Genomic DNA, 24,655 nt, shown 5'->3' on the forward strand with positions numbered 1-24,655 from the left:
GGTCCGGTAAACTTAGGGAGAACGGTAATTCCCCTTGACGAGAACGCCTCCGAGTTGGATTCTCTTCATCGGCATAATTTCGTTTGAATTTTTACTAGTATAGCTTATGCTGCTATTTTTATTCAAGTGCGAATTTAAAACACGCAGTTTAATGCTGCTGCATGGGGGCGGGGGAGTAGAAGCGCTCGGTTTTATCGAGTGTTTCTCTAACCTTCTCATCCCATACGTAGCTTAGCTCGAACGTCCCCTCCTGGAAGAAAAGCGGGAACCGGCGCGCAAACCAGCTTTGCATCGGAAGCTTAAGGGCCTCATCCTTGTTCACCCAGAGCAGCTCGCCTTCTGGCGGGTCTTCGAGCAGCGTTCCTTCAAACGAAGTCGCCAGGTAGTTGAAGACCATATATCTCAGGTTCGTGGTCGGATCGCAAAATTCCTCAAGACCCTTATAGATGATATCCTTTACGATCAATCCGGTTTCCTCCCGTACCTCGCGGATGGCGCCATTCACGAGGCTTTCCGGGAAATCCACTTTGCCGCCGGGAGCGATATAGCCGGGAAACCCCTTTTTATCTGGCCTATTGATTAAAAGTACCTTATCCTTATCTTGAACCATGCACATCGTATACATTTTATAGGTAATGGACATATCGCGCCGCCGCCTATTCTATTGGACTAGGATGGATAGATTTTATTGTAACACTTTTCATTACTATTTTTCCCGCCGCTTTCGTTATAACTGACTTTGCCCTTGCTGGACAGGAGCCTGTTCTGCTATAGTTGTTAGTAATAAATTGTTATTATCAAAATATAAATAAGAATAGATGAGGTGTGGGCAAGTTGGAACGGCGCGATTCGAACGGATTAACAGAGCGCGAATTTATGGAGCGGTATATACCGGGTGATTATGAGCGCCCTTCGGTAGCCGCGGATATGGTTATTTTTACGGTGACCCCTACAGAGGAAGACAATTACCGCAAACTGCCCGGGAAGGAGCTTCGGGTGCTGCTTATTCAGCGAGGCGGCCATCCGTTTCTGGGACAATGGGCGTTGCCGGGCGGCTTTGTACGACCTCACGAAACAACGGATGAGGCTGCGGTCAGGGAGTTACAGGAGGAGACGGGAGTCGATAACGTTTATCTGGAGCAGTTATATACGTTTAGCGATATCGGCCGGGATCCCCGGACTTGGGTCATAAGCTGTTCTTACATGGCATTGGTAAATAGCGATAAGTTAGAGCTGAAAGCGGGAGACGATGCGGCGAACGCTGCATGGTTTAAAGTATCGTACCGATTGCTCAGGGAGCAGAAGGAGTTTGTTGAGGACGGATATGTAAGTACACTGCAGTATGAACTCCTTCTAAGTTCCGATTACGCACAGCTGAAGGCAATGGTGGAGCGTAAGGATACCGTTACGGAGGCAGCATCGAAAACCTCTTACAGTATTGCGAGCAACGAGGGTTTGGCTTTCGACCATGCCAAAATCATTGCTTATGCGATTGAACGTTTGAGAGGAAAAGTCAACTATACGGATATAGCCCTTCATCTGATGCCTAAGCTGTTTACTCTAACGGAGCTGCAGCAGGTGTACGAGGTTATTTTGGATAAAGAGCTTCTAAAGGCGGCGTTTCGGCGCAAGATTGCGGATCTCGTGACGGAAACGGATCATTACACGGAAAGTTTCGGTCACCGTCCGTCCCGCCTTTTTCGAAGAAAGGTGGAGAGACTTCAATGAAATACAGCATAGAACAATTGCAGAGGGAACATGCCGTTGGCGAGAGAGGGACGTTTTTGTTCTTCTGGGGCCATACGCCTTCCGAGCCCGGCAAGATCGACAAAAGCTGCTTGAGCCAGTGGTGGATGAGTCCATTTATTATTGATCGGATTCCTTACACATGCACCGAGCAATATATGATGGCCGAAAAAGCCAGGCTGTTTCAGGATGAAGAGATGTTGGCCGAAATCCTCAAAGCCAGTGATCCGAAAGAGATTAAAGCTTTCGGCCGGGCAGTAAAGAACTTCGATAAAACGGCATGGGAGAGCCAATGCTATGTGATTGTGAAGAGAGGGAACTTTGCCAAGTTTTCGCAAAACGCTGAGCTTGGACTATTTCTGAAGTCAACGGGTACCTCCATCCTGGTTGAAGCGAGCCCATATGATCGGATTTGGGGGATCGGGATGGAGCAGGCGGATTCCAATGTTGGAAATCCGTTAGAATGGCGCGGCCGGAACCTGCTTGGATTTGCCCTGATGGAAGTCAGGGACGAATTGATTTAAAGAGAGAAGGAATGATCATGAATCGCAAGGAAATTGCGCAGGAGACATTGGTTATCCAGCAGCAAGGCTACTACGTCTGTAATGGAACCAGAGTTGATATAGCAGAAGCCCAGAGGCTGTCGGAGGAAAACAGCCGGCTTTTTACACCGGAAGAGGGAGTGAGCATAATCGGTAATTGGCAGATACCGATCAAGGGTACGTCCAAAGCTTCTTTTTCCGTCACTGACGAAGCGACTGTTCAAGCGATTATGCGCTATGCTGAAGCGGGAGCCGAACGGGTTGGGGTGCTCAACTTCGCAAGCGCCAAGAATCCCGGCGGCGGATTTCTGAACGGAGCAATGGCGCAGGAGGAGAGCTTGGCTGCGTCAGGCGGATTATACGGGACGCAGCTGCGGCATCCGCGCTTCTATTCCGCAAACCGGGCCTGCCGTTCCATGATGTATACCGATCATGCGATCTATTCTCCTGATGTCGTATTTTTCAGGGATGCCCGATTTAACCTAGTCCGTCGACCTTTTTCGGCTTCCGTGCTGACGCTTCCGGCCGTGAACTACGGGCAGGTCGTGCAGAAAGGCGAGAATAAGCTGCAGGCGGAACGCGTTATGAAAGACCGCATGCGGCTGACGCTGGCTATCTTTGCTCATCAAGGGGATACCAGCCTCATATTGGGCGCTTATGGATGCGGTGTATTCAGGAATGATCCGGTAAAAATAGCAAACTGGTGGCATGATTTGTTGGAGGTTGAAGGCTATGGCACATTGTTCTCGAATATTACCTTTGCCGTACTTGATACGTCGAAAGACCGTAAATGCTATAACGCCTTTGAGCAAGTGTTTCGAGTAAAGGAGCAAAGATAATGAGCGAACACGACATTATAAAGCAAACGCAGCTGCCGGTAACGGTAAGCGGCATAGCGCAAGATCTGCGTAAGCTTGGCATACGGGAGGGGGACCATCTTCTTGTTCATTCCTCCATGTCCAGCTTAGGCTGGGTATGCGGCGGGCCGCAGGCGGTTGTGCAGGCGCTCTTGCAAGCTGTTGGACCTGAAGGTACGCTGGTCATGCCGGCGCAGTGCGGAGACTGGAGCGATCCCGCCGAATGGGGCAATCCCCCCGTACCGCAGGAATGGTTAGAGATTATTTACAACGAAATGCCGGCCTTTGATCCGGCTGTAACCCCAACGCGGGGGATGGGGCGTATTGCGGAGCTGTTCCGCACCTATCCGGGTACGGTAAGGTCGGAGCATCCGCAGGTATCCTTTTGCGCTAACGGCAAGTATGCGGAATATATCGTATCCGGTCATCCGTTAACGCCGCAGTTTGGGGAAGCCTCCCCGCTTGGCAAGCTGTATGCGTCGGGAGCAAAGGTGCTGCTTCTCGGCGTAGGCTTCGACTCCTGTACAAGCCTGCATCTTGCCGAGACAAGGATTGACCGCATGCCTGTGAAAAGAATGGGAACCGCCATGCTGGTCGATGGGGCGCGTTCCTGGCAATGGTTCATGGACTATGCGTACGACTCGGGCGATTTCGAAGAGTTTGGCGCGCAATTCCATGACGGGGTTCGGCAAGGCAAGGTTGGCCAAGCCGACAGCAAGCTGTTTGAGATGAAGGCAGCGGTTGATGCCGCGGTTCAATGGCTGCCAAAGCATCGGCATTTCACCTAACGAGGGATGGAGCTGGCGATATGATCGAAAGATTGATGTTCAGGGCGGCATGGAAGGACGGGCTTCAAGAGGAGGGCTTAACGGCCTTGCGGCAGGACGAACAGGTTATCCGCCTCGTGACGCAGGGACGCTTGATGACGGCCGCGGCTTTTTATTGGAATCATAATCTTTTTCTCTATTACGAGTGCCTGGAGGGCAAGCTGGCTCCGGAAGAAGTTGCCGGCGCGGCGGAGCCGTACTTGTTGGATTGGCCGGGGCAGGCTGAGCCCCGCAAATGGATTCGGATGATGGATGTCTTTCACTTCAACGAGCCCGCGGACCGGGAGCATTGGCAGCGCAGGCAGCCGGTTGACAGAAGAGTGGGGCGCGTTGCCCATCTGAAGCCGGAGATGATCAGCAGCTACGTGTATTATCACTATCAGCTTCAGGAGGAGCGGGCCTTCTTTGGTCCCAAGTATGAGATCATTGGAATCCACGAGAATCTCCTGTTCGGCTATCAGGAATTCCCGAACGTGACGGAGGAGCCTGTTGTGCCGGGACGTCTCCAAACAACGGGAACGCCGGAAAATTGGAGCGACTCGAGAATGGATTTGCATTTCCAACCGTGGGAAGACGGGCATCTTTATTTCAAACCGATTGAACCGATTTATGCCTATTACATAGGAGATATTACCGAATAGAAAATAATGTAAAATATGAAGAAAAATACAAGGAAGAATAAATAGACAGCTTTCATAATCCATATCCTGTAAAATAAGAGGGAGAACTCTATTTTGGAGGTTGATGGTATGGACCAGGTCTTTGAAGCTATCCTAGTTAGCAAGCCCTCTTTCCAAGCGGTCGGAATGAGGTGGGAAGGAACCTTTGAGGAAGCGGGAGAGGGAGGCATCCGTAACGTTCAGACGGAAATGATCCGCAGACTGGCGGAGATCAGGCATGTTGTTCGCCCGGAAACCTTACTTGGCTTATCCTATCATCATGAAGGCGACAGCTTTGTTCACTATGCGGCCCTCGAGGTTGAACGGGTGGAGCAAATCCCTGAAGGCATGACAAGCGTGACCGTTCCGGCTCTGACTTACGCCAAGACGGAGCACAAGAAGGGGGACAATATCGACTCCTCCTATACGAATATATTCGCCTGGATCGAGAAGCAGGGTTATCCGTTACATAGAGGGGATGTCACCCATTTTGAGCTGTACCCCATGGCGCAGGATCCTTACGCCAAAGACCCCGAGTTTACGATTATGATACCGGTTGATTCAAAAGCATAACGCTATGGTTGGAAGCCTCCGCAGACCTGTCTGCGGAGGCTTTTATTGTTTCACCCCATGGCTGCGGCCGATACGATCGTCAAAGGCATTCCGGATTTGCGGTAAGACGCTGCTTCATACTCATCCAGACGACTGTCGGTAATGATCTCGTCAAATTCGTCGAGGGAGGCGAAAATCGCCAGCGAATTGTAGCTGAACTTGGCAGAATCGGCCAGCAGGATCGTTTTTCCCGCGGCCTCCATGGTGGTCTGCCGGACGCCGACAAGGTTTGGAGACCAGGCCATGGCGCCTTTTGTCAAAGAGACCGCCTCGCAAGTCAGGAAAGCCGCATCGACGGTCAGCGACTGAAGCATTTTCTCCGCATAAAAGCCGTCCAGACTATACGCCCATTTGCTTATTCTTCCCCCCGAGCAGTACACGTCGAAGCTGCCGAATCTCTCTTCATTGGACAGCATCAGGGCCGTATGCAAGTCACGGGTAATAATCTTAAGCCCCTTAAACCTCTCCAGCTCATCCACCATGGAAGCTACGGTTGTCCCCGCATCCAGAATAATGCTCATGCCATCCTGAATATGCTTGACGGCTTCCTTGGCAATGGCCAGCTTCTCCGCCTTATGCTCGTTTGCGCGCTGCTCGTATTTGGCGCCCATGAACCGCTTTACCTTGACGGCGCCCCCATGGAAGCGCTGAATTTTTCCTTCCGACTGCAGAAGATCGAGGTCGCGGCGAATCGTCATCTTGGAGACGTTAAACTGCTCGGCAAGCTCGAGGATCGTTAACTGCGGCTTTGAATCGAGTAGCATCATAATTTCGTGACGGCGTGTTCCGATGAGCATGATTGATCTCCTCCTATTAGCTGCCTTAATGTTAACTTACAATGTTATGTATTTGTGCAATTGCGTGAAAATTCTGTATACAAACTTTCGTTTGTGTGATATAAGGTGAATATGAGGTTAATTCGTGTTACTTAAATGTGACTTTAGTTTACTTAAAATTCAGAAAATTTGCTATACCCTCATGAATTCCATTGCTATCCGTCGTTTATATGTCATTTAATCTTACACTTAAATTGATGAAGAGGTGAGCGTTTCATGTTCTTTCGTTATCAGGGAGAAGCTTATGACCGCCGGTTCCTGCCAAGATTGACGACCAAAGAGATTGCGGCCATGGACAAAGAGGATGTACTGCTTGTTCTGCCGGTAGGCGCGGTGGAGCAGCATGGTCCGCACATGCCGGTGTTTACGGATACGCTGCTCGGCGAGGCGATGCTGGCTAAAGCTTTTGAGCATTTGCCGGAAAATTCTTCGATCTGGCTGCTGCCGTCCGTAAGTTATGGGAAAAGCACCGAACATGCGGGTCATCCGGGTACCATCACCCTTTCGGCTAAGACCTTAATGGCGGTACTGGAGGATATCTCTTCTTCCCTAGCCCGAAGCGGCTTCCGCAAGCTGCTGCTCTTTAATACGCATGGCGGCAACGCGGATCTGCTCGGCATGATGGCGAGGGAAATCCGGATAACAACGGGGCTTGAGGTGTACCGGCTGGATCCCGGCGCCGTCGGCTACAGCGATTCCTTCACGGATGAAGCGGAAAAAGCCTGCGGCATTCATGCCGGGGATGTGGAGACATCCCTTGTTATGGCGACGTGTCCGGGCTGGGTAAACGCGGAGCTCGCGCCACGCGAGATGCCGAACTTCCCGGATTCCCGCTATTTTTCTTTCCGGTCCCGGTCTTTTGCTTGGGTCATGGACGATATTTCGGGCAGCGGGGTAGCGGGAGACGCGACCAAGGCAACGGCGGATAGGGGGGAGGCCATGCTGGAGACGGCCGGGCCGCTTCTGGCAAAGGCTCTGCTGCATATTGCTTCGTTCGATATGGCATCACTGAAGAACGGATAGGAGGAGGATCACCATGACAACGATGACGGGAGCCAAGGAATGGGTAAGGATGGAACGGCTGTCCAAGGTTTATCCGAACGGAACGGTAGCGGTCAAGGAAGTTGACCTAACCATTCATGAAGGTGAATTTCTTTGCTTTGTCGGTCCTTCCGGCTGCGGAAAATCAACGATCTTCAAGATGATTACCGGCTTGTCCAACCCAAGCAGCGGTACGCTGCAGGTCATGGGGGCGACTGCGAGCGAAGCCCGCAAGCGGTCGGATACGGCTTTTGTGTTTCAGGATCATACGCTTCTGCCTTGGAATTCGGTAATCGACAATGTAACGCTGCCGCTTGCGCTTCGCGGAGTATCGAGGAAGGAACGCCAGCAGGAGGCGGAGCGCGTGCTGGAGATGGTTGGCTTGAAGGACCATATGCGCTCCATGCCGCGCGAGCTGTCCGGCGGAATGAAGATGCGGGCATCCATCGCCCGCGCCCTTGTCGCGAGACCCAAGCTTCTGTTAATGGATGAGCCGTTTGGCGCGCTCGATGAAATTACCCGCCAGACGCTTCAAATCGAGCTGCTTGAATTGTGGCGGCAGGATCCGGAGATGACGGTGCTGTTTGTCACCCATAACGTTTTTGAGGCTGTATTTTTGTCGACCCGCATCGCGGTCATGACCCCTCGCCCGGGCAAGGTTTCCGATCTCATTGACGTACCGGTACCGTTCCCTCGCGACGAATCATTCCGTACGACACCGGAGTTTGGCCAAATTGTCCGCTCCGTGTCGCAATCCCTTAAGCATTAGAGAGGAGGAGAAACCATGTTGAAGGATTGGATGGTTGAAATGCAGGAAGCGGTCGGGGAGGAAAGGCTGCTGTCGGACCCGGGGCAGGTAGAGAAATTATCCAAGGATTATTATTGGTATTCCCCGGTACTGGTTCCGCTGCTTCAGGATAAAAGGGCGGAGGCGATTGCCGTCCCGCATTCCGTGGAGGAAACGGCGAGCGTGCTCGCTTACGCTTGGAAACACCGGGTTCCGGTGACAACCCGCGGCGCGGGTACCGGCAACTACGGTCAGGCGGTTCCGCTCGAGGGCGGCATTGTTCTTGATCTGAGCAAGCTCGACAAGGTCATTGAAGTAACCGATACGTATGCGCGCGTGCAGGCCGGAGTTCGGCTTGGCGGGCTCGAGAAGCTTCTCCGTTCCGAGGGGAAAGAGCTCCGGATTTACCCAAGCACCTACGTGAAAGCAACGGTTGGCGGCTTCGTAAGCGGCGGCTCGGGCGGAATCGGCTCCATTACCTGGGGCAATCTGTGGGACGGCAACGTGCTGGAGGCGGTCATCCTGACGGTGGAAGAAACGCCGCGCAAGCTGACCGTCAAGGGCGACGATCTGATCGCTTACATTCATAACTACGGAACGACGGGCGTGCTTGTCGAGGTCGTTATTCCGATTGCGGCAAAAGTGGAATGGACGCAGACGGTTGTCCAGTTCGATGATTTCGCGTCGGCTGCGCGGTTCTCCCATACGGTGGCGATGGATGATTCTATCCGCAAGCGGCTGGTTGCTCCGGTCGAATGGCCGATCCCAACCTTCTTCAAGCCAATCGCCTCGAAGCTGGAGGCCGGCTGCAGCGCTTGTCTGCTGGAGACCGCGCATGGCAGCGAAGAGCGGCTCTCGGCGCATGCCGGAGAGTTCGGCGGCCGAATCGGCTATACCATTCCGCCGGAGCAGTACCGCAAGGTGATCGGGCTGTCCGATTTTACATGGAACCATACGACGTTATGGGCGCTTAAGACCGACCCGTCGCTGACTTATTTGCAGGCGGGCTTTGATAAGGAGCGGTTTCTCGACCAGATCGCGCTTATTAAAGAACGGTTCGGAGACGAAGTGCTGATGCATCTCGAGTTTATCCGCACGGCGGGCGTTGTTGTTCCCGCGGCGCTGCCGATTGTCCGTTATACGACGCATGAACGTCTGTATGAGATTATTGCCTTCTTCCGGTCCATTGGCGTCCGTATTAACGATCCCCATACCTGGGTTCTCGAGATGGGAGGCCGCGGAGAGTGGGACGCGATGGTAAGCGCCAAGCGATCCAACGACCCCCGCGGACTGCTGAACCCGGGCAAGCTGCAAACGCCGGTTGAGCGTATTACGAATCAGGAGGGATAAGCGATGCGAGAGGAGACAATCACCAGCCCGGATTTATCGTTTGGAACGACAGCGGGCACAACAACCAAGCTGCGCGCCTCAGCACTGAAAAAAGCATGGAAAAGAATAGGTCCGCCGTCCGTCGCTTTTATTCTGTTCATCGGCGGATGGGAGCTCTTCTGCAGGTTATCCGGCCTGAAGCCGTATTTGCTGCCAAAGCCTTCGGATATTGTGCTGGCCGCCTCCGAGAACGCCTCGAATCTGTGGGTATCCGTGTATACCACCATTACCGAGGCGGTGCTGGGGTTCCTGCTCAGCATTCTACTGGGCGTCGGCTTTGCCATACTGCTTGCCAGCTCCAAGCTGATTGAACGGAGCATTTACCCTTACGCCATCATTATGCAGACGATTCCGATCGTCGCTATTGCCCCTATTATTGTCATCTGGTTTGGCGCCGGCATGAACGCCATCATCATTATCGCTTTTCTGATCGGATTTTTCCCGATGCTGTCCAACACCCTTATCGGTCTCAACTCGACCGACCACAATATGAAGAACCTCTTCTATCTCTATAACGCTTCCTCCTTGCAGACCATGATCCGGCTTCGCATTCCCGCGGCGCTTCCTTATATCGTGGCAGGCCTCAAAATCTCTTGCACGCTTGCCGTTATCGGCGCCATTGTTGGCGAGTACATTGCCGGCATCGGCGGGGGCAACGGCGGACTCGGTTATGCCATTACCGTTGCGTCCTCCCGTCTGCAGACGGCTTATCTGTTCGCCTGCGGCTTATCCGCATCCTTGCTGGGCATTGCGTTCTTCCTGCTCGTGAACGCCTTCTCCAAGTGGATGCTGAGCTCTTGGCATGAATCCGAGATGAAATCTTCCGAAGGTTAGGGGTGAGTTCTCTTGCGCACAGAAACGCTGGAAGCCATTAACGTAAAGCTGCCGCTGCAGCAAAGCGATGAACTGTACACGGTTAAAGCGCAGGGAGGCCGGTGGACGGCGGTCGAACGCCAGGAGGGAGTTATCGTCTCCTCGGAGCATGTGCCGATCCAAGGGCTCTCCTTCGACGAATTGAAGACAACGGACTCGCTCGATCTGGAGGGAAAGGTCATGCTGCCGGGCTTTGTTGACGCCCATATGCATCTCGACAAAGCGTATTCCCTGCCTTGGGTGCGCAACCGGTCCGGCACGCTGCTCGAGGCTATCGAGAATTACCGGGCGGCTTCGCCAGCCTTTACGAAAGAGATGATCCGTGACCGCATGATGAAAGCAGCGCTGAGCTCGGCTTCCTTCGGCTCGGCTGTGCTTCGCAGCCATCTCGACGTGCCGGTGCATCTCGGCCGCGAGATGGCGATGCGGACGATTGAAGCGGCGCTGGAGGCCCGGGAGAAGGTCAGCGGAATCGTTGATATTCAGTACTTCCCGATGTTCTTCTATGACCCTGCTTATGAACGGGAGCTCACGGAGTTTGCTTCGGAGACGCTCCGCATGGGCATAGACGGAATAGGAGGCGCGCCGCATCTGTCGCCTAATCCGGAGACCAATGTGGGCTGGGCGTTCCGGCTGGCTCAGACGTTTGATAAGCCGATCGACCTTCATACCGATGAATCGGATAATCCCGACACCAAGACGATCGATATTTACTGCGATTACGTGAAAGCAGGCGGTTACGGCGGCCGGGCAACGGCCGGCCATCTATGCTCCTTGTCCGCGATGGAGCATAACGAAGCGGAACGGCTGATTGCGAAAATGGCGGATGCGGGCATAGCGGCGGTTACCTTGCCCGCGGTAAATCTTTATCTGCAAGGACGCGGCGACCGGGGCAACGTGCGGCGCGGCGTCACCCGCGTCAGGGAGCTTGAGGAAGCGGGAGTGACCATTGCCGCGGCTTCGGACAATATTCAGGATCCGTTCCATCCGTTTGGCAGAGGGGATCTGCTGCAGATTGGCCTGATGACGGCCTATGCGTCCCATTTGGCCAAGGAGGAAGATATCGTCACCGTGCTCCGCCTGCTGACGACCAATCCCGCCAAGCTTGCCGGCCTTACCCAATACGGAATTGCCCCGGGCAATCCGGCCAGCTTTGTCGTGCTGGACGCCTGCTCGGAAGAAGAGCTGTTTCAAGAGCTTCCGTCATCGCGGTGGGTGTACAACAAGTCGAAGTGGACCTTTGTTTCCATGCTGAGCCGCTTCGGCCTGGAGCCGAGTCTGTCGGGCTCGCCTGCATAGATCCAAAGTAGATAGAACTACCGGTGTTTGTCCGCTGCCAGAGGGATGCGCATATAGAGAAGAAGAGGATAGGCTTATGCTTTCGAAGTAAAAATCAATTTATTTTAGGGGGAAGAGAAACATGCTGACAAAGACGGGATCAAAGAAAACACTGGGCGGAATGACGGTGCTTCTTGCCGCGGCGCTTACGTTGTCCGCTTGCGGGGACAGCAAATCATCGGGGGATTCGAAGGAGCTGACCAAGGTCAGCCAGGTGACCAACTGGTTCGCGGAGCCGGAGCATGGCGGGCAGTATGCCGCGCTGGACAAAGGCTTTTACAAGGATGCGGGTCTCGACATGACCATTCAATCCGGCGGCCCCGGCATCTCTTCCACCCAGATCGTAGCCGGCGGCAAAGCGGAGTTCGGCATGGGGCAGGCGGATGAAATCCTGCTGGCGCGCCAGAACGGCATTCCGCTTGTGGCGATTGCGGCAACCTTCCAGAAGAACCCGCAGGGCATCATGTTTCATAAGGGTCAGTTCAAGGACATTAAGGAGTTGAACGGCAACAAAATTTATGTCGGCAGCGGCGTGGTGTTCTGGGAGTACTTAAAGAAAGCCTATAGTCTCGATAAGGTGACGGAGATGAAATATACCGGCTCGCTTGCCAACTTCGTAGCGGATCCGAAGGCGGCCACGCAAATCTATATTACCTCCGAGCCTTTCTCCATGCAGCAGGAGGGCGTCGACGTCGATTACTTCCTGAATTATGACCTTGGCTACAAGCAGTACGGCAACGTTCTTTATACAACCGAGGATTTCCTGAAGAAGCATCCGGATACGGTCAAAGCCTACGTGGAAGCGTCCATTAAAGGCTGGGATTATTACAAGGATCATTCCGATGAGATCAACAAGGTGATGCAGGAGAAGAACCCGGATCTGAAGCTTGAGGCCATGGCATATGGCGCGAAAGCGCAGGAGCCGCTTGTGTACGGCGGCGATGCGGAGACCAACGGCGTTGGCTACATGAGCAAGGACATCTGGTCCGGCCTTCAGGCGCAGCTTGTCGACATGGGGCTTCTCAAGAAAGCGGAGCCGATTGAAGACGTGTTTACGAACGAATATTTGCCGGGCAAGGGCAAGTAACCAATGAAGCAACGGAGCCGCTGCATGCGGGCATGCGCGGCTCCGGCTTTTATCAGGGAGAGATCGCCATGGCGAACGTACTTGTTATTTACTTCAGCGCATACGGGCATATTCACCGGATGGCGGAAGCCGCCGCGCAAGGAGCGGAGCAAGAAGGGCATACCGCCAGACTTGTCCGCATTCCGGAATTCCGCCATCCGGACAATGTCACCGCGCTGCTGGATCATCCGGACCGCAGACGGCCGGCGGAAGACAGCCGGCTGTCCGGTACCTTCCGGGTTGGCGCCCGCTGGGAAAAGTACGAAGCGGCGCAAGCTTTGCAGCAGCCGGTGCCGGAAGCGGCGGCTGACGATCTCCGCTGGGCGGACGGAATCGTATGGGGATTCCCGACCTACTACGGCTCCATGCCGGCGCAGGTCAAATCCTTCCTCGATCTGTCGGGCAGTCTATGCGCAAGCGGGGAGCTGGAAGGGAAGCCGACCGGCGTCATGACAAGCGCCGGATCCATTCACACGGGCCATGAAGCGACGATTCTGACGTCTATCATTCCGCTGCTTCATTTCGGAATGGTGTATGTCGGATTGCCGTATTCGCAAAACCCGGAATATTTGACCGCGGACCCCATTGGCGGCTCCCCCTACGGGCCTTCAACGCTGGCAGGTCCGGACAGCGCAAGAACGCCCGACGAGCGCGAGCTGCGGATGGCCGGGAGGCTTGGCGCGAGAGTAGCTAGATTTGCAGCAGCAACCAAAGGCATAAAATGAATGGCGGGGATACGATGACGATACCATTTGATTTGCTTGTTTCCGGGGTTAGGCTGCCAGGCAGCGAAAGCTTAACGGATCTGGGCATTAAGGGCGGCAAAATAACGGCAGTCGGCAAGCTGGCAGGGGCCGCCGCCAATAAGGTCTTTCACGCGCAGGGCAGATTGCTGCTGCCTCCTTTTGTTGAATCGCATGTGCATCTGGATACGACCTTAACGGCGGGCGATCCGGTCTGGAATGAAAGCGGAACGCTGGCGGAGGGCATCTCGGTATGGACCTCCCGCAAAAAACAGCTGAACCGCGAAGATGTCCTTGCCAGAGCGGAGCGTACGCTGGAGCTGTTTACCGGTTATGGCGTGCTTCATCTGCGCGCAATGGTTGACATTGGAGATCCGAAGCTGACGGCGCTGCACGCGGTGCTGGAGCTGAAGGAGAAATACCGGGACCGCATGTCTATGCAAGTGATCGCTTTTCCGCAGGACGGACTAATCGCTTGCCCGGAAAACGAAGCAAGGCTGGAGGAAGCGCTGCGGCTTGGGGCGGACGGAGTATCCGCCGTTCCGCATCTGGAACAGACCCGCGAGGACGGGGTATTAAGCCTGCGCAAAGCCTTTGCTCTTGCGGAGCGCTACAGCGCTTACTTGCATGTTTTCTGCGACGAGACCGACGACGAAGCCTCGCGGTACCTGGAAGTATGCGCTGCTCTTGCCATAGAGACCGGTCTCGGCGCCAAGGTGACGGCCGCTCATGCCAATGCCGCGGCTTATTACAATGAGCCTTATTTTCAGAAGGTGCTTGGACTGGTGAAGCAATCGGGCCTCTCCATTGTGGCCTGCCCGCTGATCAACAGCGTTATGCAGGGCCGTTATGATGCGTCTCCGAAGGGACGCGGTATTACGCGGATTCAGGATTTTCACCGGGCCGGAGTTAACGTAGCTTTAGCGCATGATGATATCCGTACCCCCTTTTATCCGCTTGGAACGGGAAATCCGCTTGATGCGGCGCATATGGCCGCCCATCTGGCCCATATGTGCGGCCGCCGGGAGCTGAACGATATAGCCGGCATGATCACGTACGGCGGGGCAAAAGCAATGGGGATCGTTGGCTACGGCTTTGAACAGGGAGTGCCGCGAGTCGGTGATCCGGCCTCCTTCCTGCTGTTTGATGCCGCTGACGCAGCTGAGCTGATCCGTACCCGGTCTGCTCCCCGTTATGTGTTCCGTCTGGGCTTGCTGGCCGCGGAAACTGCGCCAGCCATGACGAAGCTGCTGCATGCGGAGGGCAGCGATATGGCATTGCCAAGCCGTGAAACAGAAGTAAGATTATAAAATTCTAACCAAATTTTAGGCCGACGCGACTATTCAAAACCATGCTCCTCTCCTTGATAATCGGATGTAATCGTTATTGAGGAGGGATCTGGAATGATTCACGCTCAGAAGCTGAGCTTTATAAACAGGCCGTTCAAAATGGTTGTCTCCATCTTTCTTGCCGTGCTTTTGTTTGGCGCAGCCGTTATGCCCGCCTTTGCGGCTAGTCCGGGCAAAACCGTCAACGCATCGGCTACTCTCGCCTATAGCCTAAAAGGTCTGAAGCATAACCTGGCCGTCCAGAAGGCCTACATCGCTTCCAAGTATCTTTACGTCACCCAGCGTTCGGGAGGAACGGTGTATCTGTCGAGACTGCTCATGAAGGGCAGCACCGCCACTTATGTCGACGAGATGACGATAACGAATTCCGGTCACGGCCAGACGCTGGATATGTACACTTACAAGGATATCGATTACTTCTATTTCAGTTCAAAGGCGGACTCTTCCACGTCTTACGATTGGTCGCTTCAGGTAGCCCGGCTGAAATACTCGGCGGGCAAAAAATATGATTACACGGATCTTCGCCGCTTCACATACTTGAACTACGCGAATAAGACGGGCAAACGATTAGGCGATACCTATCGCGTGGACGGCGGGGGGAACAGCGATTACACCATTTTCCGCGTACAGACCTCTCAAGGCAGCGTGACATGGTCCATCTATAGCACAGCGGCCTTAAACAAGCTGTTGGACGGCAGCGAGCAAGTGCGGATGGACAGCGCCTCGGCTAAAAAAGCCTGCGTGGCCAGCTTTACCCAATCGGGAAGCCATATCGTCCGGCCAAACGGATCATTTCAAGGCATGGATATGCTAAGCAATACGAAGATCTTTACGTCAGGCGGGGCGGAAGGGCAAACGCCGAGCATTGCCTTCATGTCCCAAACAGGCGCATACAAATCCCTTGTCAAGATCACGAACGTGGGGAAACATGAAATCGAAGGGGTGCAGACGAAAAACGGCAGGGTTTACTTCACGATCGTAACGGATCCAAAAAACAAGAAAGACACGCAGAAGGTGTACTATGTGCCGGAAAGCAAATTTTAAAGGCATCACAATCTTTTAACATTTATTGGTTCGTCCAGACTATTTCAAACGCGATCTCCCTCCTCGATAATCTTCTGGGAAACCATAATGATCTTGGAGGGATATTTTATGTTGCCGCTTTACGCATCGGGTCTCAAAAGCAGGTCTTTCAAAATGTTTGCTTCCGTCGTTCTCGCCATCCTTCTGTGTGGCACCGTCGTACTGCCCGCCTTTGCGGCAAGTCCCGGAAAAACCGTCAATGCATCGGCTACTCTCGCTTACAGTCTCAAAGGGCTTAACCACAACCTGGCTGTTCAGAAGGCCTACATCGCTTCCAAGTATCTTTACGTCACCCAACGCTCCGGGGGAACGGTGTATCTGTCGAGACTGCTTATGAGCGGAACCACGGCTACTTATGTCGACGAGATGACCATTACGGACGCCGGGCACGGCCAGACGCTGGATATGTACACCTACAACGATATCGACTACTTCTATTTCAGCTCCAAGGCGGATCCGTCCACCACGTATAACTGGTCGCTCCAGGTAGCCCGGCTGCAATACTCGGCGGGCGCGACTTACGACTATACCGATCTTCACCGATTTACCTATATGAACTATGCCGATAAGACCGGCGCGAGATTAGGCGATACCTATCGCGTCGATGCCGGCGGCAACAGCGACTATACGATTTTCCGCGTACAAACCGTCGAAGGTACGGTTACATGGTCCATTTACGATACGGCAGCCTTGAACAAGCTGCTAGGCAGCAATGAACAGGTAAGGATGGACAGCGCGGAAGCGATTAGCGCCTGCGTGACGAGCTTTACCCAATCGGGCAGCGATATCGTCCGGCCAAACGGATCGTTCCAAGGCATGGACATGCTCTCGAATACGGAGATCTACACGTCGGGCGGGGCGGAAGGCGAGACGCCGCGCATTGCTTCGATGTCCAGCACCGGTACTTATAAGACACTCGTAAATATTACAAACGTAGGAACCCACGAAATCGAAGGCGTACAAACGAAAAACGGCAATGTCTATTTCACCATCGTGACAGATCCGGACAATAAGAAGGATACGCAGAGGGTGTACTACGTAGCCGACAGCCTATTCTAAGCCATTCACGAAAACAGGGCTGCCCCGTAAGCAATTTGCTGCGGCGGCAGCCCTGTTTGCATATCCGGAGGACACGCCGCATAAGACGTAAGGTAGCTTTACTTCGGCAATAGGGAGGGAACAAGCGGTGAGCAAGAGGTTCCTGAATTCTCCAACGGCCTATGCGCTTGGAATGTTCGCCATGATGGTCCCAAGCCAAGCCTTTGCGTCTTTTTTCAATTATTACTACGTGGAAAAGCTGGGGCTCAGCCTTGGGCTCGCAACGATTGCGCGTACCATCTACCTCATCTGGGATGCGGTCAACAACCCGATGGCCGGTTATTTGTCCGACCGGACCCGCACGAAATACGGCAGGCGCAGACCTTGGATCTTTTTCTCAACGCCGGCGTTTATGCTTGTCTTTATCATGGTCTTCTCCGTTCCGAAGGGACTTGGCAATACGGAGCTGTTCGTGTGGCTGCTTACTTCGCTTGTTCTGTTTGAAGGCATTGCAACTCTCCTATGGGTGAACTACGGAGCGCTGTTTCCGGAGCTGTTCGAAGGGGACCGGCTTCGGGCGAAGGCATCGGCCGTCCAGCAGGGCTTTCAGATAGTCGCTATTCTGATCGGAACGGCGCTGACGCCCATTCTCTACGGATGGATCGGCTTCGGCTGGATGTCGGTTGCTTATTCGCTTGTATTCGGTATTTTTATGACCTGGTTCGCTTTGTCCGTCCGCGAGAAGGAGAGCACCCATCAGGAAGCGCCGCTTCCGCTCATTGCCGCCTTCCGGGAGACGCTGACGAATAAGCCGTTCTGGATCTTTAATATAGCGGGCTCCTTCGCCCAGACGGTGAACGGCTTGCTTGCCGCCCTGCTTCCTTTCTATGCGAAATACAACCTGCATATCTCGGAGGGGGAGGTATCCATTCTGATGGGGGCCGTCTTTGTCTCCATTATTCCGCTGGTCGCGGTCTGGTATTTGATCTCCCGCAGGCTTGGCGGGCTGCACAGCTGGCGGCTGGCGCTTGCCGTTTACGGGCTTTCCGTCATTCCGCTATGGTTCGCGGGCAATCTTGGCAGCGGTATTCTCGCCGGCATTCTGGTCGGCTTTGGGATGGCGGGGTTCCTTGTTACGCCGGCGATGCTAAGCGGCCGGATCATTGATCTCGACGCGGAGCGGACCGGCAGACGCAGAGAAGGGATTTATACGGCGGTAGCCGGTTTTATTACGCGGTCCAGCGGATTGATCGCGGCGGTAGCCTTCTGGATTGTCGGTCTTATATACGGCTACCAGAGCGGTGATGAGCCGGGGTCGCAGCCGGAGACCGTATTCCGGGTGCTGATCTGCGCGGTTCCCCTTATTTTGCTGACGGTATCCTTTGCCATTTCCTTGTTCATGAAGAATTTAGAGGAGCCGGGTCAATCGAAACGTCCGGTGTGATATGATAATGGCAAAATCAAATCAAGGGGAATCGCATGAAGCAAGTAACGATTGGCATGTTCGCGCATGTGGATGCGGGCAAGACCACGCTGGCGGAACAGCTTCTTTATCATACGAACAGCATACGGGAGCGGGGACGGGTCGATCATAAGGATGCCTACCTCGACAGCCATGATATTGAACGGGCGAGAGGGATTACGGTGTTTGCGGATCAGGCCGTTATGACCTATAACGGCGCTACCTATTACTTGATTGATACGCCGGGACACGTCGATTTCTCGCCGGAGATGGAGCGAGCCGTCCAGGTGATGGACTATGCCGTTCTGGTCGTGAGCGCCGTGGAGGGCGTTCAGGGACATACCGAAACGGTCTGGCAGCTGCTTACCAAGCACCAAGTTCCGACCTTCTTTTTTATCAACAAAATCGATCGGACCGGAGCGGACGTTGACCGCGTAATGGAGGAAATTCGGCAGCATCTGACGCCGGATGCTTGCCTGATAACGGACAGCTTTGCCGGCGGCATTGTCGGAGAGCCGTTAGCGGAAAGTCTGGCGGAGAGGGATGAGCGGCTGCTCGATGCGTTCCTCTCCGGCGAAGGCGATCAGGCCTTCTGGCTGCAAGCTTTGCGGGACATGGTGAAGAACGGCAGGCTGTATCCTTGCGTTAGCGGCTCGGCCTTGCAGGATACCGGCGTGAAGGAGTTTCTGGAGCAGCTTCATCTGCTTACGACGGTCGACTATAACGGACAGGGTCCTTTCGGTGGGCGAGTCTATAAGATCCGTCATGACAAGAGCGGTACCCGGTTAACCTATGTCAAAGCATTAAGCGGGACGCTTAAAGTTCGCGAAGAGCTCTGCTACGGAGGCGGGGACGGCCGAATCTGCGAGAAGGCAACCAGGCTGCTGCTCGTAAGCGGCAGTAAAATGCAAGCGGTAGATCAAGTGTCGGCCGGGGATCTTTTTGCCGTTATCGGGTTATCCGAAGCGGACGCGGGACAAGGCGTAGGCCTTTATTCGGACAAGCTGTCCTATGATCTGGTGCCTGCGCTGACGTCAAAGGTTATTTTCTCCGAAGCCCTCCCCGTGAAGGATGTGCTGACGGCATTCCGTCTTCTGAATGCGGAGGACCCGTCTTTGAACGTTGTCTGGGAGGAGACTCTGCAGGAGATTCATATTCACGTCATGGGCGTGATTCAGCTCGAAGTGCTTGAGCAGCTGGTGAAGGACCGCTTCGGATTCGACGTGGTGTTTGGAAGTCCGGAGATTTTGTACAAGGAGACCATTTCGAGTCCGGTAAAAGGCTACGGCCATTTCGAGCCGCTCCGGCATTACGCCGAGGTGCATCTGCTCTTGGAGCCGGGTAAGCGGGGCAGCGGCATCACGTTCAAGAACGCTGCCCACGTGCATGACCTGAGCATAGGCAATCAGAATTTGATCGAGACGCATCTGTTCGAACGCGAGCATCATGGGCTGTTGACGGGCAGTCCGCTGACGGATGTGCAAGTGACTCTGCTTACGGGCGCCGCCCATAACGAGCATACGCATGGCGGCGATTTCCGCGAGGCAACCTTCCGGGCGCTCAGGCAGGGGCTCGAGAAGGCGGGCAATCTGCTGCTTGAACCCTTTTACGAGTATAAAATCAAGGTTGAGCTGGACCATTTAGGCAAGGTGTTGTCGGATTTGCAGCGCGCGTCCGGGCAGTTCGATCCGCCTCAGACCACGCAGGCCCATGCGGTCGTTACAGGCAGAGTGCCTGTCGCGACATTTATGGATTACAGCACGGAGCTGGCCGCCTTCACGCATGGCCGGGGCAGCATTCAGCTTGTCTTCGCCGGTTACGACCGCTGCCATAACGAGCAGGAGGTCATCGAGCGGAAAGGCTACCGGAAGGATGCCGACCCTTTGTATACGTCATCGTCTATCTTTTGTGCGAAAGGGGCCGGTTATGCGGTGCCCTGGGATGAGGCGGAGGCAAAAATGCATTTGCTCTAGCTGCTAGGACGATAAGGCCGTTTCCCCTTAGTTATCAGTGAGGGTAAACGGCCTTTATGGCTTTGAGCATCGCTTCTGCCTTCTCGGGATCTTTCATTAAGGCCTTCCTGTATTCGATCATCCAATCCAGCGTTTCAAGGACCTGATCGTATTCGGCTTTTTTTCGCTCAATCTCGTCTTTCTTTAGTTCCATCCATTCGATCATCTGCTGATGCGTCTTTGCATTTGCATCCTGATCCTGAAAGAGCTCCTTTAATTCCGCCAACGAACATCCCAGCCCCTGGAACTTTCTGATCAACCGCAGCCGCTCGATTGCCTCGCCGGTATAGGCGCGATAGTTATTTTTCTCCCGCCGCACATGACGGCTGTCGAGCAGGCCTTCCTTTTCGTAAAAACGGACGGCGTGGACGGATAAGCCCATCTTCTCGGCTAATTCTTGAATTTTCATCGTTTTCTCTCCCAAAAAGAAATTGTGATATTGAGGTCTTGCCTTAGAGTTCACTCTATAGTTTATGCTTTAGTTGTTCGACAAATCAATTACACAAAGCGAATGCTTTCGAAGCAAGAATCACTACAAGTGATTTTTCCTTCATCCTTTGTGTGGTAATTCTTTTTTGGGAGGGATCCACTATGCGTATATTCGTAACAGGAGCAACAGGCTACATTGGTACGGAGGTTGTTCGGGAGCTTATCGAAGGCGGTCATCAGGTTGTTGGGCTTACCCGTTCGGACAAAGGGGCGGCTTTATTAGAAGAGGCTGGTGCGGAAGCACACCTTGGCACTCTTGAAGATCTCGATAGCCTTCAGCGCGGCGCTGCTGCCGCGGATGGCGTCATTCATTTGGCATTCCGTCATGACTTTTCGGATTTTGCCGGCTCGCTGGCCATGGATCTTCGCGCCGTTGAGGCGATGGGGGCCGTGCTTGAAGGCTCCGGCAAGCCTTTTGTGATTACCGCTCACGCGAACGGCACCGAATCGGAGAATGTGGTATTGGGATTAGCGGAGCGAGGGGTACGGACCTCCATCGTGTCGCTTGCGCCTTCGGTGCATGGAGAGCGGGATAAGGGCTTTGTTCCCCATCTGATTCATACTGCCCGTACGAAAGGGTTCGCTGCGTATATTGGGGACGGGGCAAACCGTTGGCCGGCCGTGCACCGCATCGATGCGGCATCCTTGTTCCGACTGGCCGTGGAAGCAGCGCCGGCTGGCTCGAGGCTCGACGGCGTTGGCGATGAAGGCATCCCGTTCCGCGATATTGCTGCGGTTATCGGGCGGCATCTGAACGTACCGGTACGCAGCATTACCCGTGAGGAGGCCGCCGCCCACTTCGGTTTCCTTGGCATGCTCGCCGGGCTTGATTTTCCTAGATCCAGTGCAGAGACGCAGGAGCTGCTCGGCTGGAAGCCCGTTCATCCCGGACTGCTTGAGGATCTGGAGCAGGGACACTATTTCAGTAAATAATCGGCGCAAGCGAAGACCTTTCCTGTGTTGCAGCAGGAGGGGTCTTTTTTAACGGAGCTTTTCTCCATAACCGATAGCATATTGCTTGGCGTATATGAAGCTTGATACACTAATAAGTGATTCATCAATAAATACAGCTGACAGGAGTTAAAGACTTATGGCGAAAAACGATACAGCGTCCGTAAACCGGAGGATGGAAATTATATCGGCGGCAATCGAAGTATTCGCGGAGACCGGCTATTACCGGACGACTACCGCGCAGGTAGCGCAGCGGGCGGGGATCTCGCAGCCTTACGTATTCAAGTTTTTTGCAACGAAGGAAGCTTTAATGCTCGCAGCGCTTGAAGTGTCCTGGGAAAGAATTACGGAAGCGTTCAGCCGGGTGGTAGATACAGCGGCGCCGGATCAGCTGGAAGGGGAGCTCATTGAAGCATACGAAGAAATTTTAGCCGCACACCGGCAGGAGACGCTGCTTCAGATGCAGGCCCAGACCATGCAGGAGGAGCCTATTCGTGCCGCGATGCAGACGGGATTAAAGGAAGTGCGCCGCATTGTGCTGGAGGCGTTTACTGCCGGCAAGCTTGCGAATCCGGAGGAAAGAACGATGCTGTTCCTCGCGCGCGGCATGCTGTGCAATATTTCGATGGCACTCGGCATGCCGGAGTTAATGGTTAAATAAAGGGGCTGCCAAGCCTTTGCAAAATAGTGATTAATCAATCACTAACTAAGTGATATAGTGGATTCATCAAAGATTAGTGATTGATCAATCACTAAATAAAAAAGGAGTGGCAGGAATGAAAAAAGCGGTTGTTATTGGAGCGACGGGCGGCACAGGGGCTGCGATAACGGAGGAATTGGTGAGCCGGGGAATTCCGGTTGTGGCGTTTGGACGATCGCGGTCGAAGCTGGAAAATTTCGCGGCAAGATTAGGGCATCCGGCAAATCTGGCGCTGGCCGTAGGGGATGCCTTCAAAGCGGACGATGTCGAGAAGGCATCCCGCGGCGCCGAAGTGATGTTCCATTGCGCGAATGTTCCTTACCACGAGATGGAGGAGCGGCTTATTCCCCTTGGAGAAGCGGTTATGGAGGCGGCAGACCGCCTTGGTCTCAAGGTAGTGGTGATTGATGGTATTTACCCGTACGGAAAACGGCAGATGGAGCTGGTGACCGAGGAGCATCCGAAGCAGCCGCATACCCGCAAAGGGCGGACGCGTCTAAAGTTTGCCGAAATGGTGTTTGACGCCAAGTGGCGCAGGGCTCGTCCTCTTATTGTCCGGCTGCCGGACTATTATGGACCAACCGCCAATGAAGCTTCTTATCTCGGTTCCACGCTGGAGGCTATTGCGGCCGGCAAGACAGCTTTTTTTATCGGGAACATGAATGTGCCGCGCGAATATGTCTATCTGCCGGACGCGGCGAAAATGATTGCCGAGATTTCGCTTCGGGATCAAGCTTACGGCCAGGAATGGAACATTCCGGGGGGCGATGTTATATCCGGTCATGAGATTGTCCGTCTCGCCCGCGAAGCGAGCGGCAGCAAGAAGGCTGTTCTCCCGCTCGGCAAAGCCGGCTTGTCCTTGCTCGGGTTATTCGTTCCCGTTATGAAGGAGGTTGTGGAGATGCTGTATCTGACGACGGAACCGCTTCGCCTCAGCGGCGAGAAGTATGAACGGTTCATCGGGCCAATCGAGGCAACCGGCTGCGAACGAGGGATTTCTGAGACCATCGGCCGGTTGAAGAAGTAGAACAAAGCAGCGGTGACGGGGAGTCACCGCTGCGCGCGTTACCGGTATAAAAGAAGGCTGTACCCGTTATCCCTCCGATGGGCCGGGAGGACATACGAACGGGGCAAGATTGGCGCTGCGCTCCCGGGCACAGCCGCTTTTTATGATTGTCACAGCGTACAAACGATCTTGTAGCTGCCCGGCTCCGCACGGAAACCCATCAGATCCCGGTTTACGCGCAGCATGGGAATATTGGCCGAATCGTTGTGCGTCCGGAGATAAGGAGCACCGGCTGCCTTGGCGGATTGCATGCCTAACAGCTTCAGGGCCAGGGCAATGCGGCGGCCGCGATATTGCGGCAGAACGCCCGTGTATTCGTGGTACATCGCCCCGGTCTGTTCGTTATGCTGCAGACTTACCACGCCAACGTAACGTTCGCCGTCCTTGGCGATATGAATCCATTCCGGGCGAACGCCGGGCAGGCCGAGGGTCCATTTTTTCCATTCCTCGAACCACGGATATTCCCCCGTATAGCCGGGAATGTCGCGGTGGGTAATTTGGTATAGCTCATGCAGCTTGCGCTCGTTGTCCTCGCCCGGCTCCTCCGCCAACGTAACGAAGCGAATGCCGGAACGCTCCGCATCGCCAATGGAAGCAAGCTGCCGCTCGTCTGCGGCATACTCCCCCAAATCCAGCACGGACTCAAAGGTCAGCCGTTCCCTGATATAGCCGCGCTTTTCTGCAAAAGCAAGAGAGCTCTCGTCCGTCTCCTTCATATTGTAGTTCATCAGACGTGACGCTTTCACCTCCTGCGCCCAGGCATGAAGGGCACCGTAAATGGCAGTGCCGACGCCTTTGCCGCGGAATTCGGGATGAACGATTAACGTATGGATTAATGCGCCGGGTTCGGTCCACGGCGCCCGCCAGGCTATGGCGTAAGCGATGATTTGACCATTCTCGTGTTCGGCCACCCACTTCGGACGATCCCAGCCCATAAGCTCGCCTTGCTCGTTATAATGAAGCTGGCCAGGAGGGATTTTGTCCTCGTCCTCCTGCAGCCGTTCTGCCGTTGTTGGTTCCGACCACACCAGATTGACGAGAGGCGCAACGGCCTGAAAGTCTTCGGGCTGCCTTAGCTTGCGGATTGTAAAGTTCATATTGACCACCACCGTTATTGGAATAATCCAAG

At 54.3% G+C, this 24,655-nt stretch carries 25 protein-coding genes; 21 read left to right on the plus strand and 4 right to left on the minus strand.

From position 1 onward, the window contains the following. Positions 1-148: 148 nt before the first annotated feature. Entirely contained in the window at positions 149-643 is a 495-nt protein-coding gene (locus EV294_RS15455) for an 8-oxo-dGTP diphosphatase (protein ID WP_132308271.1), read from the minus strand. Between the two features lie 191 nt (positions 644-834). On the opposite strand from EV294_RS15455, the gene EV294_RS15460 reads away from it, so the two are divergent. The 6 genes from EV294_RS15460 (at position 835) to EV294_RS15485 (ending at position 5,204) form a co-directional block, all read left to right on the plus strand. Beyond that, a complete protein-coding gene (locus EV294_RS15460; RefSeq protein ID WP_207918152.1) occupies positions 835-1,728 on the plus strand; it encodes an NUDIX hydrolase in 894 nt (297 codons plus the stop codon). Next, complete coding sequence (locus EV294_RS15465; RefSeq protein ID WP_132308275.1) at positions 1,725-2,270, plus strand: NADAR family protein; 546 nt, start codon at positions 1,725-1,727, stop codon at positions 2,268-2,270. The genes EV294_RS15460 and EV294_RS15465 overlap by 4 nt, the downstream gene beginning before the upstream one ends. A gap of 17 nt (positions 2,271-2,287) precedes the next feature. Then, positions 2,288-3,127, plus strand: coding sequence for a TIGR02452 family protein (locus tag EV294_RS15470; RefSeq protein WP_132308277.1), 840 nt, complete (start codon positions 2,288-2,290; stop codon positions 3,125-3,127). After that, the gene (locus EV294_RS15475; protein ID WP_132308279.1) at positions 3,127-3,933 is read left to right on the plus strand and encodes an AAC(3) family N-acetyltransferase; all 807 of its coding nucleotides are present in this window, start codon (positions 3,127-3,129) and stop codon (positions 3,931-3,933) included. The genes EV294_RS15470 and EV294_RS15475 overlap by 1 nt, the downstream gene beginning before the upstream one ends. A 20-nt stretch (positions 3,934-3,953) precedes the next feature. Beyond that, positions 3,954-4,613, plus strand: coding sequence for a hypothetical protein (locus EV294_RS15480; protein WP_132308281.1), 660 nt, complete (start codon positions 3,954-3,956; stop codon positions 4,611-4,613). Between the two features lie 108 nt (positions 4,614-4,721). After that, on the plus strand, positions 4,722-5,204 hold the full coding sequence (locus EV294_RS15485; protein ID WP_132308939.1) for a GyrI-like domain-containing protein: 483 nt from the start codon (positions 4,722-4,724) through the stop codon (positions 5,202-5,204). A 50-nt stretch (positions 5,205-5,254) separates the two neighbouring features. Here the strand turns inward: EV294_RS15485 and EV294_RS15490 are convergent, their stop codons facing one another. Continuing rightward, complete coding sequence (locus EV294_RS15490; RefSeq protein WP_132308283.1) at positions 5,255-6,040, minus strand: DeoR/GlpR family DNA-binding transcription regulator; 786 nt, start codon at positions 6,038-6,040, stop codon at positions 5,255-5,257. Between the two features lie 255 nt (positions 6,041-6,295). Between EV294_RS15490 and EV294_RS15495 the strand changes: the two genes are divergently transcribed. The 12 genes from EV294_RS15495 (at position 6,296) to EV294_RS15550 (ending at position 20,281) form a co-directional block, all read left to right on the plus strand. Further along, entirely contained in the window at positions 6,296-7,102 is an 807-nt protein-coding gene (locus EV294_RS15495) for a creatininase family protein (RefSeq protein WP_132308285.1), read from the plus strand. A gap of 13 nt (positions 7,103-7,115) precedes the next feature. Beyond that, entirely contained in the window at positions 7,116-7,889 is a 774-nt protein-coding gene (locus EV294_RS15500) for an ABC transporter ATP-binding protein (protein WP_132308287.1), read from the plus strand. A 15-nt stretch (positions 7,890-7,904) separates the two neighbouring features. Then, positions 7,905-9,257, plus strand: a complete 1,353-nt coding sequence (locus EV294_RS15505; protein WP_132308289.1) for an FAD-binding oxidoreductase — start codon at positions 7,905-7,907, stop codon at positions 9,255-9,257. A 3-nt stretch (positions 9,258-9,260) separates the two neighbouring features. Then, positions 9,261-10,130, plus strand: coding sequence for an ABC transporter permease (locus EV294_RS15510; RefSeq protein WP_132308291.1), 870 nt, complete (start codon positions 9,261-9,263; stop codon positions 10,128-10,130). Positions 10,131-10,142: 12 nt separating this feature from the next. Then, positions 10,143-11,468, plus strand: a complete 1,326-nt coding sequence (locus EV294_RS15515) for an amidohydrolase family protein (RefSeq protein WP_132308293.1) — start codon at positions 10,143-10,145, stop codon at positions 11,466-11,468. Between the two features lie 121 nt (positions 11,469-11,589). Then, complete coding sequence (locus EV294_RS15520; protein ID WP_132308295.1) at positions 11,590-12,594, plus strand: ABC transporter substrate-binding protein; 1,005 nt, start codon at positions 11,590-11,592, stop codon at positions 12,592-12,594. A 68-nt stretch (positions 12,595-12,662) separates the two neighbouring features. Continuing rightward, on the plus strand, positions 12,663-13,358 hold the full coding sequence (locus EV294_RS15525; protein WP_132308297.1) for an NAD(P)H-dependent oxidoreductase: 696 nt from the start codon (positions 12,663-12,665) through the stop codon (positions 13,356-13,358). Positions 13,359-13,372: 14 nt separating this feature from the next. Continuing rightward, positions 13,373-14,686: an amidohydrolase family protein gene (locus tag EV294_RS15530; RefSeq protein ID WP_243711679.1), complete on the plus strand. Its 1,314-nt coding sequence runs from the start codon at positions 13,373-13,375 to the stop codon at positions 14,684-14,686. A 93-nt stretch (positions 14,687-14,779) separates the two neighbouring features. Then, positions 14,780-15,769 (plus strand): phage baseplate protein, encoded by a 990-nt coding sequence (locus EV294_RS15535; protein WP_132308301.1) that lies wholly within the window; start codon positions 14,780-14,782, stop codon positions 15,767-15,769. A gap of 108 nt (positions 15,770-15,877) precedes the next feature. Beyond that, a complete protein-coding gene (locus tag EV294_RS15540) occupies positions 15,878-16,867 on the plus strand; it encodes a phage baseplate protein (protein WP_132308303.1) in 990 nt (329 codons plus the stop codon). 127 nt (positions 16,868-16,994) lie between these two features. Beyond that, a complete protein-coding gene (locus EV294_RS15545) occupies positions 16,995-18,290 on the plus strand; it encodes an MFS transporter (RefSeq protein ID WP_132308305.1) in 1,296 nt (431 codons plus the stop codon). Between the two features lie 35 nt (positions 18,291-18,325). Continuing rightward, a complete protein-coding gene (locus tag EV294_RS15550; protein WP_132308307.1) occupies positions 18,326-20,281 on the plus strand; it encodes a GTP-binding protein in 1,956 nt (651 codons plus the stop codon). Positions 20,282-20,315: 34 nt separating this feature from the next. Here the strand turns inward: EV294_RS15550 and EV294_RS15555 are convergent, their stop codons facing one another. Beyond that, positions 20,316-20,729, minus strand: coding sequence for a MerR family transcriptional regulator (locus EV294_RS15555; RefSeq protein ID WP_132308309.1), 414 nt, complete (start codon positions 20,727-20,729; stop codon positions 20,316-20,318). Positions 20,730-20,911: 182 nt separating this feature from the next. Between EV294_RS15555 and EV294_RS15560 the strand changes: the two genes are divergently transcribed. The 3 genes from EV294_RS15560 to EV294_RS15570 all read left to right on the plus strand — a co-directional run bounded on the left by EV294_RS15560 (position 20,912) and on the right by EV294_RS15570 (position 23,487). Continuing rightward, on the plus strand, positions 20,912-21,742 hold the full coding sequence (locus EV294_RS15560) for an SDR family oxidoreductase (protein WP_132308311.1): 831 nt from the start codon (positions 20,912-20,914) through the stop codon (positions 21,740-21,742). Positions 21,743-21,899: 157 nt separating this feature from the next. Beyond that, the gene (locus EV294_RS15565; protein WP_132308313.1) at positions 21,900-22,421 is read left to right on the plus strand and encodes a TetR/AcrR family transcriptional regulator; all 522 of its coding nucleotides are present in this window, start codon (positions 21,900-21,902) and stop codon (positions 22,419-22,421) included. Positions 22,422-22,536: 115 nt separating this feature from the next. Then, entirely contained in the window at positions 22,537-23,487 is a 951-nt protein-coding gene (locus EV294_RS15570) for an SDR family NAD(P)-dependent oxidoreductase (protein ID WP_132308315.1), read from the plus strand. A 149-nt stretch (positions 23,488-23,636) separates the two neighbouring features. On the opposite strand, the gene EV294_RS15575 is transcribed toward EV294_RS15570, so the two are convergent. Further along, on the minus strand, positions 23,637-24,623 hold the full coding sequence (locus EV294_RS15575) for a GNAT family N-acetyltransferase (protein ID WP_132308317.1): 987 nt from the start codon (positions 24,621-24,623) through the stop codon (positions 23,637-23,639). Positions 24,624-24,655: the final 32 nt, after the last annotated feature.

Source organism: Paenibacillus sp. BK033 (assembly GCF_004345425.1).
GTDB lineage: Bacteria > Bacillota > Bacilli > Paenibacillales > Paenibacillaceae > Pristimantibacillus.